A 13,014-nucleotide genomic window follows, 5' to 3' on the forward strand; every position below is an offset into this window, starting at 1 on the left:
AGGGCGACCGCAACTCCTGGATCGAAGTGGAATTGCAGGAGGGTCGCAACCGGCAGATCCGCCGGATGCTGGAAGCGCTCGATATCGCCTGCCTGCGGCTCGTGCGTGTCGCGATCGGTGGGCTGGGACTTGGCGACCTGCCGAAGGGATCGGTCAGGGCCTTGACTGAATCCGAGCTGAAGGACCTTCGCCGGAAGCTCGGTAACGGCAAGGCAATACGGGATTGAGAATGAACGAGATGAAGCCTCATGATTTCTGGCAGGAGATCCATCCGCCGGGCAGCTTTGAAACAGGCGGCGATTTCACCTCCTTCTTTATAGCGGAACTGGGGGATGGCAGACAGTTGCGGCTGCCGATCCGGGTACTCTCGGATGGCGATCACGCGCTGGCCTCGCTGATTATCAACCAGGCAAGCTTTGCAGTACTGGACGCGCTCGCCGAAAGCCTTGCAGCAAAGATAGAACCATCAGGCATCGATGTGGTTGCCGGTCTGCCGACACTCGGCCTGACACTCGCAGCTGCTGTCGCGCAGAAGCTCGGCCACAGCCGCTATGTGCCGCTCGGCACCTCCCGCAAATTCTGGTATCGCGACGAATTGTCAGTCTCACTCTCATCGATCACCACGCCGGAACAACAGAAACGGCTCTATATAGATCCGCGCATGCTGCCCCTCCTGGAAGGACGCCGTGTCGCGCTGATCGATGACGTCATATCGAGCGGAACTTCGATCGTCGCAGGCCTTGATCTGCTCGGGAGCTGCAACGTCGAACCCATCGTCATTGGTGCGGCCATGCTGCAATCGGACCGCTGGCGCGCCAAGCTCGACGCCGCAGCCCCCCAATGGCAGGCGCGCACGAAAGGCGTTTTCGCCACGCCCATCCTGGAGCGGACAGCCGAAGGAAAATGGCGCAGACTTGCCTGAGCGGCATCGAGCTCACATGTGAAGACCGATCATTCTTTCGTCTGAACGGGCTATACAGCACGAGACGAAGAGCTACATTCGGCGTGTGATCGAAGACAGGAACCGCCGATGACGCTTGAGCAAGCAGCCCTCCTGATCCTGCTGGTGGCAATGCTCTTCCTGTTCTCCCTCGACCGCTTGCGCATGGAACTTATCTCCATCGGCGGATTGCTTGCTGGCTACGTGCTCGGCCTTTATCCCGCCGAAGGCATCTTTGCCGGCTTCTCAAGCCCTGTCGTCATCACCGTGGTCGAAATCCTGCTGATCGTCCAGGTACTGGCGCGCACCAAACTCTTTGACAGCCTCGCCGAGCGCTTCCTGGCATCGGGTTTCTCGCATTTCGGGGTCATCACAGCCATGTCCGCGCTGACCGGCATCATCTCTGTCTTCATGAACAACATCGGCGCCTTTGCGATCACCTTGCCATTGGCGCTCCGGCTCAGCACGCTCATGAGCATTCCGCGCCGGCAGCTCGTGATGCCGATCTCCTTCGCCGCCCTTCTCGGCGGTCTTGTCTCTTTGATCGGCACTCCCGCCAATCTTCTCGTCAGCGACGCGCTTGAAAAAGCCACCGGCCAAGGTTTCCGCTTCTTCGACTTCGCCTATGTCGGGCTTCCGGTCGCCATAGCAGGCATCATGCTGATCGCGCTGATGGTGCAGCGGTTGTTTGCAGAGCCGGACGAGACAACGGAAGCGCCGACTCCACCGATCCGCCGCATTGTCGTCGAACGCAGCATCCCCGAACATTCCTCGCTTATCGGCGCGACACTGGCCCAATGTCCCGAGCGCTTCGGCATTCAGCCGCACGCCCTGATCCGCGGCGGGACTTTCGTCTTTGGCCCCCTCGAGCAATCTGTCATCCAGCCAAACGATATCCTGCTGGCGCAGGGCGCGGATTCGGCCTTCGCGGATCTGGCCGCCTCGCAGGCGCTTGTGGCAGACGCCCATCCACACGGACTGCAGCCGGATTTCACAAGCATCGAAGCCGTCGTCATGCCGGAAAGCACTGTCGTCGGCTCGCGCATCGCATCGCTGGAGGTCTTCCGCAATCGCGGGGTCACTGTTTCAGCATTGTCGATGCGGTCTCCTCGCATCGAGGGGCGTTTTGCGGATCTGCAGCTTTCGATCGGCGACATATTGGTACTGGATGGCCCGAAAGCGGCGGTCGCGGAAGCGCTTGAGGAGTGCGAATGCCTTCCGCTTGCCTCAACAGCGCCTCCTCCTGCCTCAACAGCCTCGTGGCGACCTTTTGCTATTTTTGCCTGCGGCGTTGCTGCCTCCGCTTTCGGTCTACGCCCCGACATCGCTCTTGCCTTCGTGCTCCTGGCACTTGCTCTCCCCGGCTATTTGAATATTCGCCATGCGATGGCGGATCTCAACTGGCCGATCATCATCATGTTGGCGGCAATGATTCCGATCGGTCAGGCAGTTGCCACGACAGGCATGGCCGAGACCATTGCAACCTGGCTTAGCCTTGTATTCCCCATCGTAAATCCGTTGTGGGGCATCGCACTCGTTTTGTTTCTCGCCATGGCGCTGACGCCCTTCGTCAACAACGCGACGGTTGCGATCGTGCTTGCACCAATTGCGCTGGAGTTTGCGCGCGCCGGTGAGCAACCGCCGCAGGCCTACCTGATCGCGGTGGCAGCCGGAGCATCGCAGGATTTCCTCACCCCCTTCGGCCATCACAACAATACTCTGTCGATGAGCATCGGCAGCTACCGCTTCCGCGATTTCCTACGCGCCGGCTGGCCGCTGACCCTCACTGGCTATATACTCACGCTCATTCTCGTCACCGTCTTCTGGCTTTGAACGAGCCTTTGCTTGACTTCCACAGCAATGAAACTAGAGCAGGGCCAGAGCATGCGGCGCAAAAGTGTGGAGCGGTTTTGCGATAACGACATGCGTAAAACAAAGACCTGAGGCGTGCGAAGCGGACCCCAATGATCGCGGCACGCTTTAGTCTCAGCCGATAGAAGGATAACCAGGCGTCGTGCGTATTCTCTCCGAAGCCCATTTCCCGGAACTGCCGAACTACTACCGCGGCAAGGTGCGTGAGAATTACGATCTTCCGGATGGCCGGCGCATCATCATCAGCACCGATCGGCTGAGCGCTTTCGATCGCATCCTGACCTGCATTCCCTACAAGGGACAGGTGCTGACCGAGACAGCCCGATACTGGTTCGAGGCAACGAAGGACATCTGCCCCAATCACGTCCTCGACTATCCCGACCCGAATGTCGTCATCGGCAAACGGCTCGATATCCTTCCGGTCGAGATCGTCGTACGTGGCTATCTCGCCGGCACGACAGGCACTTCGATCCTGACACTTTATAAGAAGGGCGAGCGCGAGATGTATGGGATGCGCCTGCCCGACGGCATGCGCGACAATCAGATCCTTCCCGAGCCGGTCATCACGCCGACCAGCAAGGAATTCGACGGCGGGCATGACGAGCCGCTCACCCCGGCAGAGATTGTCAGCCGCGGATTGCTGACGAAGGAACAGTGGGAAACGCTGTCGAAATATGCGCTGGCGCTTTTTGCCCGTGGCCAGGAGATGGCGGCAAAGCGTGGCCTCATCCTCGTCGACACCAAATATGAATTCGGTACCGATAAGGACGGCAACATCATTCTCGCCGACGAGATCCACACGCCAGACAGCAGCCGCTATTGGGTGGCGGAAACCTATCCCGCCGCTTTCGAAGCGGGCAAGCGGCCTGAAAGCTTCGACAAGGACTTCGTCCGCGCCTGGGTCGTCGAACGCTGCGACCCCTACAAGGACGCGATTCCGGAAATTCCTCTCGAGCTGATCGAGCAGACGTCAGCCGTCTATATCAAAGCCTATGAATGGATTACCGGGGAACGCTTCGTACCCGACGACCGTGGCGAAACGCCCGCGGCACGTGTCCGGGCAAATCTCGAGCCCTATTTTCCCTGAACCTTTGAAGCCGGAGTTGCAAGCCTGTTGCAGGCTTTCAACCAATCGCGCTAGCATCGGAAAAAAGGGGTGCCGGGCCAAGCCCGGCGGGGGACACATGGCACGCAGGCCCAGACGCAAGGCCGAAGAGACCAGGGAGGATATCCTCTCGATGGCGGATACGCTGTTTCGCCAGCGCGGCTTCGTCGCGGTTTCCATCGCCGATATCGCCTCGTCGCTGCACATGTCGCCAGCCAATGTCTTCAAGCATTTTCATTCGAAGGCGGTGCTCGTCGATGCGATCGCCGAGCGTCATCTCGGCAATGCGACCGAGCGCTTCGCCGCCGTTGACACCAGCCTGCCGCCGAAAGAGCAGTTGCTAAGCTTCGTCCTGCGCCTGCTCGACAGCCATCTGCGGGATATCCAGCAGAACCCCTACATTTTCGAGATGGTGATCTCGACGATCGATGCCAAGCTCGATGCCGGCCAGCGCTATCGTGAACGGATAGAACAGAAGCTCGGCGAGATCATTCGTGAAGGCGTCGCCGAAGGCAACTACCATTGCGACAATACGGACATGGCAGCGCGCACCGTTGCAGATGTTCTAGCCTGTGTTCTGCATCCCATTCTCATTGCCAAGGACGACAAGAACACGCTTGTGCACCGTGCGGAAAAAAATCGTGTGTTTCGTGGATGCCGCACTGCAAAATAAACCTTGCTAAGTGACGATTGCTGAATTACGTCACTTCATAAAGCTTTTCTTAATATCGGATAACGGCACCTGTTACCGGATCAATCACCACGTTTATATAGAGCGGCGCCTCCAAGGGCCGGCGATTGAACCGCTACTGCCAACCGCACAGGAAATTCAGCATGACCAGGCGCGCCCTCATCGTAACCTCGACCCTCTTGCTTGTTATCGGTCTCGCCGCCTGCAACGAGGGCGGCAGCAAGCCCGCTGGCAATCCAGGCGCGGGCGGTGCTGCCCAGCAGGCTGCCCCGGTTGGTGTGGTCACGCTGAAAAAGGATACCTATCCGATTACCACGATCCTGCCCGGCCGCGCCGAGGCCTTCCAGGTGGCTGATATCCGCCCGCAGGTAAGCGGCATCATCCGTGAAATCGCGTTCAAGGAAGGCGGCGAAGTCAAGAAGGGCGATCTGCTCTACCAGATCGACGACGCCGCCTACCGCGCAACCGTTGAGCAGGCCCAGGCCGCGATTTCCAAAGCCGAGGCCGGCGTGCCAAGCGCCCAAAGCAATTTCGACCGCTACCAGCGGCTGGTCGGCAGCGGCGCAACGCAGATCGAATTCGAAACCGCCCGAACGGCCCTTGCACAAGCGAATGCAGAAGTCGAAGCCGCAAAGGCGGCGTTGACCGCAGCGCAGATCGATCTCGATCATACGAAGATCACAGCCCCCTTCGACGGCGTCATCGACCAGACCGCCTACAACATCGGCAACGTCGTTGCGGCCAACCAGACGACCGCACTGACCACCATCCGCCAGCTCGATCCGATCTACATTTCGCTGACGGAATCGAGCACCAACCTGCTGAAATTGCGCGATGCGATCGCTGCCGGCGACGTCAAGGGCGAGGACAACAATGTCGCGTTCCGCCTGATCCTCGAAGACGGCCGCGAGTATAATCAGAAGGGCAAGCTCGACATGTCGAAGCAGGTTGTCAGCGAAACGACCGGTACCTTCATCATCCGTGTTGTTTTCCCGAACCCCGACCGCGTCGTCCTGCCCGGCATGTACGTACGCGCCACAGTCGAACTCGGTAACGAAACCGGGTATTCCCTGCCGCAGCTTGCCACCACCCGTGACGCCAACGGCCGTTTGACCGCGCAGTTCATTTCCGCCGAGGGCAAAGTTGAGACCCGCGTGTTCGAGAATGCCTCGCCTTCCAACAATTCCTGGCTCGTGACCCAGGGCGTAAAGGATGGCGACCAGCTCATCGTCAGCGGTCTGCAGTCGATTGTATCAGGCATGCCGGTAAAACCGGTTCCAATGAAAATCAATGACAACGGCGTGGTTGTCCCTGCCGATCAGCCCGTGGCCGGAGGCGAACAGAAGCCCGCAGCAAAGTAATGCGCAGGCACTCCCGTATCGTCACCGTCCCAGCCGTACAGGAATAACCGATGGCCAAGTTTTTCATCCGACGACCGATATTTGCCTGGGTCATTGCGATCACCATCATGCTCGCAGGTCTGCTCGCGATCTTCACGCTGTCGATCTCGCAATATCCTGATATTGCGCCGACAACGGTCCGCATCAACACCAGCTATCGCGGCGCGAGCGCGGAAACGGTCGAAAAATCGGTGACCACCATCATCGAAGACGGCATGACTGGTCTCGACGACCTGACCTACATGACCTCGACCTCGTCGACAGGCTCGGCCAGCATTTCGCTGACCTTCGGGACGAGCATCAATCCTGACATCGCGCAGGTACAGGTTCAGAACAAGCTGCAGCTTGTCCAGTCGCAGTTGCCTGGCGACGTCATCGATGCTGGCATCAGCGTCACGCGCTCCACGTCGAGCATTCTTCTCGTCGGCTCGCTGGTCTCGACAGATGGCAAACGCACCTCCGTTGACCTCGGCAACATCATGTCGACCTCGATCGAGGACCAGATCCAGCGCCTGGAAGGCGTAGGCAGCATCAACGTATTTGGCTCCGGCTACGCCATGCGTGTCTGGCTCGACCCGTTCAAACTGCAGAAGTTTCAGCTCACACCGGGCGACGTGACCTCGGCTATCCAGGCCCAGAATACGCAGGTCTCCGTCGGCTCGCTTGGCGCCCAGCCTGCCGTCCCGGGCCAGCAGATCAACGTCACCATCACGGCACAGAGCCAGCTGACCACGGTCGCGGATTTCGAGCACATCATCCTGAAGGTCGAAAAGGACGGTTCTACAGTCCGTCTGAGCGATGTCGCCCGCGTCGAAATCGGGCAGGAGAGCTATGGCGGCAGCTCGCGCTATAATGGTCTGCCGTCGTCTGGTTTCGCCGTCAACCTTGCAATTGGCGCGAACGCCATCGATACCGCCACCCGTGTCCGCACCGCGCTCGAAACGATCGGTCGTGGCCTGCCGGAAGGCGTCGAGATCACCTATCCCTACGACACGACCCCCTTCGTCGAGCTGTCGATCGAGAAGGTCGTGCACACACTGATCGAGGCGATCGTGCTCGTCTTCGTGGTGCTGCTCATCTTCCTGCAGAACCTGCGCGCGACGTTGATCCCGACCATTGCCGTACCCGTCGTGCTTCTCGGCACGTTCGGCGTCCTTGCGGCAACAGGCTATTCGATCAATACGCTGACGATGTTCGCCATGGTGCTGGCGATCGGCCTTCTTGTCGACGACGCCATCGTCGTCGTGGAAAACGTCGAACGCATCATGTCGGAGGAAAGGCTATCGCCACTTGAAGCGACCGAGAAGTCGATGGGTGAAATTACCGGCGCCATCGTCGGCATCGCTCTCGTGCTGACCGCCGTTTTCATTCCCATGGCATTCTTCGGTGGCTCGACCGGCATCATCTATCGCCAGTTCTCCATCACCATCGTTTCGGCCATGCTGCTTTCGGCCCTCGTCGCCATCGTGCTGACGCCGGCGCTCTGCGCCACGATGCTGAAGCCGGTCAACGAGCACAAGAAGCATCGCATCGGCGACTGGTTCAACCGCAACTTCACCCGTTCGACCAACGGCTATGTGCGCACCATCGGCTACCTCTTGAAGCGCCCGATCCGCGTCATGCTGGTATTCCTGCTGGTCGGCGCCGGCTGCGCCTATCTCTTCGCGCGTCTGCCGAGTTCGTTCCTTCCGCAAGAAGACCAGGGCGTGCTTTTGACCATCGTCACCACGCCCCCTGGCTCGACCACGCAGCAGACGCAGGCTGTCGTTGAAAAAGTCGAAAAATACTTCCGCGAAAACGAGAAGGATGCGGTGGATTCCGTATTCGGCGCGCTCGGCTTCGGCTTTAACGGTTCCGGCCAGAACAGCGCCATCGTCTTCACCAAGCTCAAGGATTTCTCACTGCGCACCGATCACAATCTCAGTGCTCAGTCGGTGGTCAACCGGGCCCTCAAGAACTTCTTCACGATCCGCGAGGCGCAGGTCTTCGCTCTGCTGCCGCCGGCGATCCAGGGTCTTGGCGTCTCGAGCGGCTTCTCCATGTATTTGGTGGACACCGGCGGCCATGGCAATCAAGCCCTGACGGCTGCATCCAAGCGGCTCATCCAGATGGCCGGCGCCACCGGCAAGGTCGTCGCGCTGCGCTCGAACAACAAGGAAGTCGAGCCGCAGATGAAAATCCTGATCGATCAGGAGAAGATCGGCGCCATGGGTGTCGACCTCGCCTCGGTCAACTCCATGCTGTCGATCATCTTCACTGGCCGCGACGTCAACGACTTCACGCTGAACGGCGAAATCAAGCCGGTCTACGTGCAGGGCGACGCTCCCTTCCGCATGCAGCCGACCGATCTGAACCACTGGTATGCCCGCAACAACGCCGGCGAGATGGTGCCTTTCTCCGCCTTCACGACAACCCAATGGGTCGATGGCGCGCCCTCGCTCGCCCGGTTCAATGCTGTCAGCGCCATCCCGCTCGACGGTGCGGCAGCCCCTGGCGTCTCATCGGGTGAAGCCATGAACGAGATGGAAGCCCTGACCGAACAGCTCGGCGGCGGCTACACGGTTGCCTGGCAGGGCATCTCCTATCAGGAGCGGCTCTCGGGCTCGCAGGCCCCGATGCTTTACGCGATTTCGGTTCTCGTCGTCTTCCTCTGCCTGGCTGCCCTCTACGAGAGCTGGTCGATCCCGTTCTCGGTCATCATGGCCGTGCCGGTCGGCGTGCTCGGCGCACTTGCCGCAGCAACGCTATTCGGGCAGGCGAATGACGTCTATTTCAAGGTGGGCCTGCTCACGACCATCGGCCTTGCCGCCAAGAACGCGATCCTGATCGTGGAATTCGCGAAGGACCGGACGGAGACGGGCATGGGGCTCTTCGAGGCGACGCTGGAAGCAGCAAGGCTGCGCCTGCGCCCGATCATCATGACATCTCTGGCTTTCATTCTCGGCGTCGTGCCTTTGGCCATCGCTACGGGCGCGGGTTCCGCTGCCCAGAACGCGATCGGTATCGGCGTGCTCGGAGGGATGCTTTCGGCGACGGTGCTCGGCATTTTCTTCGTGCCCTCTTTCTTCGTCGTGATCCGCCGCATCTTTGTCACACGGCAAAAAAATGAGGCGGGAGTGTGATATAAATGCACTGTGAGAAAGCTTTCCGGATTGCTACATTGCGCGCGGACTGCTTCGGCATGTGTTTAGCGTAAGGATCGAGGCGCGTCGGGCCGATAGTGAAGCATGACGCTTCGGACAAGAATTGACTTGCTCGAGTTACAGGATGAAATGCATGGTATCTCTTCGTTATGCCACACCGGCGCTATTGTTATTGCTGTCGGGCTGTGTAGTAGGCCCTGATCACGTACCTCCGGAAATGGCGCTTCCTGGAAAATTCAGTGAAGGTGGCAAAAAGAGCATCGGCGACGTCGCTACCACGGCCTGGTGGACAGCCTATAACGACCGCAAACTCGACAGCCTTGTCCAGACCGGCCTTAGCCAGAACCTGACGATTCAACAGGCGCTCGAGCGCATCAATTCCGCATCCGCCAACGTGACCATCGCTGGCGCCGGTTCATTACCTGCTCTCGATGTTGGCGCTTCTCACACCGTCAGCGGCGAGACCGGCGAGTTGCGTACCCAGTTCAACACCCGCAACACCAGCGCCGGACAGCTTTCCCTGTCCTGGCTGCTCGACATGTTCGGTCTTTTCAGGCGCAGCAAGGAAAGCGCCCTCGCCTCTCTTGATTCCGCCTATGCGGGTGCCGACATCGCCAAGCTGTCCTACATCCAGAACCTTGTTTCAACCTATATTGACCTGCGCTTCTTCCAGCAGCGCCTGGCGCTTTCGAAAGCCAACCTGAAGTCCCGTCAGGAAACCTACGACCTGACCAAGTTCCAGCTCGACGCAGGCGCGGCCTCCCGCCTCGACGTCGTCCAGGCTGAAGGTCTCGTCCAGTCGACGCTCGCAGAAATCCCCGGTCTCGAAACCAACATCCGCGTTTCGGCCCATCAAATCGCCACCCTCCTCGGCCAGCCGGCCGGTTCGATGGTCGATGAACTGTTGCGTGGCTCCGGCCAGCCGACTTTCCGCGGCGGCATCAATTCCGGCGTTCCGGCCGACCTGATCCGCAACCGTCCGGATATTCGCCAGGCCGAGCGTAACCTCGCCGCTGCCACCGCCCAGATCGGTGTCTCCGAAGCTCAGCTCTACCCGTCGATCTCGCTGTCCGGTTCGATCTCGCCGAGCTACATCAACCAGCGCGGCATCCACGGCGGCCTGTCGGCATGGTCCTTCGGCCCGACCTTGAACCTGCCGATCCTCGACGGCGGCAGTCTGCGCGCCAATGTCGACGTCTCCAAGTCCAACGCCGTCGCATCCTACCTCGCTTGGAAGCAGACCGTTCTGACGGCAATCCAGCAGGTCGAGGATGCCCTTTCGGCCGTTCGCCGTGACGCCCAGACGGTCGACGCCTTGCGCGCCCAGGTGAGGACGACGCAGGAAACCCTCGAACTCTCGACGGCATCCTATAAGGACGGCGCTTCCTCGCTGCTCGACGTTCTCGACGCCCAGCGTCAGGTCTCTCTCGCTCAGGCAAGCCTCGCGGCTGCCGTTCAGCAGATGGCAAAGGATTACGCTGCGCTTAACATCGCAACCGGCGGCGGCTTCGCGCCGACTGGCAAGACCACCGGTCCGGGACCGGTCAAAGCTGCCAAGGGCAGCTAAGGTCCTCGCATAGCGTCATTCCGAAGCCCCGTGGTTTCCGCGGGGCTTTTTCTTTGCCTGAATATCTGCCGGAACAGATAATATGCGCACAGGAAGGATTTGGATTCGACAAGCCGTAATCGCTACGCTATGCAGTTGATTAAACGATTAAGCGCGGCGCTTCAAAACAATGGCCTCACAACGCCCGGGACCCAATCTCAGCAGGATAGCAACGTCGCTCGGCGTCTCGGTTGCCACGGTCTCCAATGCGCTCTCCGGCAAAGGCCGGGTTTCCGACGCACTGATCGAAAGAATTCGCACGCATGCCGCCGAACTCGGCTATGTGCCGAGCCAGGCCGGCAGAGCTCTGCGTACTGGCCGTAGCGGCGTGCTCGGCCTTGTCTTGCCCGATATTGCCAATCCCCTCTTTCCGAAGATCGCCCAGGCCATCGAATATGCCGCATCCGTAGCAGGCTACGGCGTGCTGATTGCCGACTCCCGCGGCGATATCACGGCCCAGACGGAAGCGATCAACCGGCTGGTGGAACGTGGCGTCGACGGCATGGTGGTCGTGCCTCGCCGCGCCACCCGCATTTCCGCCGCAAGCTGCCCGGTCGCGGTCATCGATACCGCCTCCACACCTGGCAATACGGTCGCCGCCGATCACTGGCAGGGCGGAAAGGAAATTGCCGCCCACCTGGCGGGCCTCGGCCACCAGCAGATCCTCATCATCGGCAATAATCACGAGTCCAATGTCCAGAACGACAGAGCCGGCGGCATCAGGGCTGGGTTGCAACATGGCATGCGCTCCGAAATACTCTGGATCGAGCGGCTGGAAAACGAGACGGGCGCCGGTTGCAGGCTGGGGCTTGCGGAAAAGGCGCGTCAGGGCTTCACGGCATTTGCGGCCCTTTCCGACCTGCAGGCTCTGCGCGCGCTGACTGAACTGCAGCAAGACGGCATCAGCGTGCCCGCCGATGTCAGCGTCACGGGCTTCGACGATCTCATATGGTCGCCGGTCGTCACCCCGTCGCTGACGACCGTGAGGATGGACATGGACACCATCGCCGAAATTGCCGTTTCGGCACTGGTCGACAGAATAAACGATAGTGGCACACGGGAGGGCGTGCTGGTTACGGCGGACACCGAACGCGTGCCCATGCAGCTGATCATCCGCCAGTCATCCGGGCTCGTGAACCCGGCACGAAAAACCTCAGAGATGGAGAACCTGTAGAATGAAAAAAGCTCTTGTTGCATCAGTGGCGCTGGTTGCGCTTTTCCCTTTCGGTGCAGCGGCACAGGAACGCACGCTGACCATTTCCGTCTATGCCTTTGCGCAGGACGATTACAAGACGATCGTCTATGACCCCTTCGAAGCCAAGTGCGGCTGCAAGCTCGTTGTCGAAACCGGCAACAGCGTCGAGCGCCTCGCCAAGATGGAAGCCAACAAGGCCAATCCGGTCGTCGATCTTGCTGCCGTCTCCATGGCCGATGGCCTTGCGGCTTCCCGCGCCGGCCTGATCGACAAGATCGATACCTCCAAGCTTGAAAATTTCTCCAGGCTCTACGATGTCGCCAAGGATCCGAACGGTGATGGCATGAGCGTCGGCTACACTTTCTATGCCACCTCCATTGCCTACCGCTCGGACAAGATGAAGATCGAGTCCTGGGCCGATCTCCTGAAGCCGGAATATGTCGGCCACGTAGCCTTCCCGAACGTCACGACCAACCAGGGCCCGCCGGCGCTCTACATGCTTGGTCTCGCACTCGGCAAGGACACGCCTGATCTCAAGGCGCCGATCGAAGCGCTCGGCGAAAAGAAGGACGAGATCGTTACCTTCTATGAAAAGTCTTCCCAGCTCGTGCAGCTGATGCAGCAGGAGGAGATCTGGGCCGCTCCGATCGGCCGTTTCTCCTGGGCAGGCTTCACCAAGCTCGACCTTCCCGTTGCCTGGGCAACCCCGAAGGAAGGCCAGACCGGCGGCATGAACGTGTTGGTCATGACCAAGGGTTCGAAGAACCAGGATCTCGCCCTGCAGTTCATGGACTTCTGGCTCTCGACCGACGTCCAGACCAAGCTCGCCGAAAAGCTCATCGACAGCCCGGCGAACAAGGAGGTCAAGGTCTCCGACAAGGTCGCAAACAACATCACCTATGGCGAAGACACCGCCAAGAACCTGAAGCTGATCCCGTCCGCAGCCGCACTCGACAACCGCAATGGCTGGCTGAAGGAATGGAACGAAAAGGTCGGCCAGTAAGCCTCTGCTGACATCGGTCCCGGCACCCACCGGGACCGCCCTTCCCCGCTCGAAAGGCG

The 13,014-nt window shown here is 60.0% G+C and carries 9 protein-coding genes and 1 pseudogene (1 of these 10 running past the window's edge); all 10 read left to right on the forward strand.

Going from position 1 to position 13,014, the window contains the following annotated elements:
* Positions 1 to 227 carry the final stretch of an rRNA pseudouridine synthase gene (locus tag LVY75_28510; GenBank protein ID XAZ22715.1) on the forward strand. It extends 580 nt beyond the left edge of the window, so the window shows 227 of its 807 coding nt (coding positions 581–807); the start codon falls outside the window, past its left edge; its stop codon occupies positions 225 to 227.
* Between the two features lie 11 nt (positions 228 to 238).
* The gene (locus LVY75_28515; GenBank protein ID XAZ25850.1) at positions 239 to 922 is read left to right on the forward strand and encodes a phosphoribosyltransferase; all 684 of its coding nucleotides are present in this window, start codon (positions 239 to 241) and stop codon (positions 920 to 922) included.
* 108 nt (positions 923 to 1,030) lie between these two features.
* The gene (locus LVY75_28520) at positions 1,031 to 2,773 is read left to right on the forward strand and encodes an SLC13 family permease (GenBank protein ID XAZ22716.1); all 1,743 of its coding nucleotides are present in this window, start codon (positions 1,031 to 1,033) and stop codon (positions 2,771 to 2,773) included.
* A gap of 181 nt (positions 2,774 to 2,954) precedes the next feature.
* Entirely contained in the window at positions 2,955 to 3,899 is a 945-nt protein-coding gene (locus LVY75_28525; protein ID XAZ22717.1) for a phosphoribosylaminoimidazolesuccinocarboxamide synthase, read from the forward strand.
* A 97-nt stretch (positions 3,900 to 3,996) separates the two neighbouring features.
* A pseudogene (locus tag LVY75_28530) lies at positions 3,997 to 4,600 on the forward strand (TetR family transcriptional regulator).
* 151 nt (positions 4,601 to 4,751) lie between these two features.
* Positions 4,752 to 5,969 carry an efflux RND transporter periplasmic adaptor subunit gene (locus tag LVY75_28535; protein XAZ22718.1) on the forward strand — a complete coding sequence of 406 codons (1,218 nt, stop codon included), beginning with the start codon at positions 4,752 to 4,754 and terminating at the stop codon, positions 5,967 to 5,969.
* Positions 5,970 to 6,019: 50 nt separating this feature from the next.
* Positions 6,020 to 9,130 (forward strand): efflux RND transporter permease subunit, encoded by a 3,111-nt coding sequence (locus LVY75_28540; protein XAZ22719.1) that lies wholly within the window; start codon positions 6,020 to 6,022, stop codon positions 9,128 to 9,130.
* 154 nt (positions 9,131 to 9,284) lie between these two features.
* Positions 9,285 to 10,718, forward strand: coding sequence for an efflux transporter outer membrane subunit (locus LVY75_28545; GenBank protein XAZ22720.1), 1,434 nt, complete (start codon positions 9,285 to 9,287; stop codon positions 10,716 to 10,718).
* A 169-nt stretch (positions 10,719 to 10,887) separates the two neighbouring features.
* Positions 10,888 to 11,931 carry a LacI family transcriptional regulator gene (locus LVY75_28550; GenBank protein ID XAZ22721.1) on the forward strand — a complete coding sequence of 348 codons (1,044 nt, stop codon included), beginning with the start codon at positions 10,888 to 10,890 and terminating at the stop codon, positions 11,929 to 11,931.
* 1 nt (position 11,932) lies between these two features.
* Positions 11,933 to 12,955: an ABC transporter substrate-binding protein gene (locus LVY75_28555; protein XAZ22722.1), complete on the forward strand. Its 1,023-nt coding sequence runs from the start codon at positions 11,933 to 11,935 to the stop codon at positions 12,953 to 12,955.
* Positions 12,956 to 13,014: the final 59 nt, after the last annotated feature.

Origin of the sequence: Sinorhizobium sp. B11 (genome assembly GCA_039725955.1) — a bacterium.
Classification (GTDB): domain Bacteria; phylum Pseudomonadota; class Alphaproteobacteria; order Rhizobiales; family Rhizobiaceae; genus Rhizobium.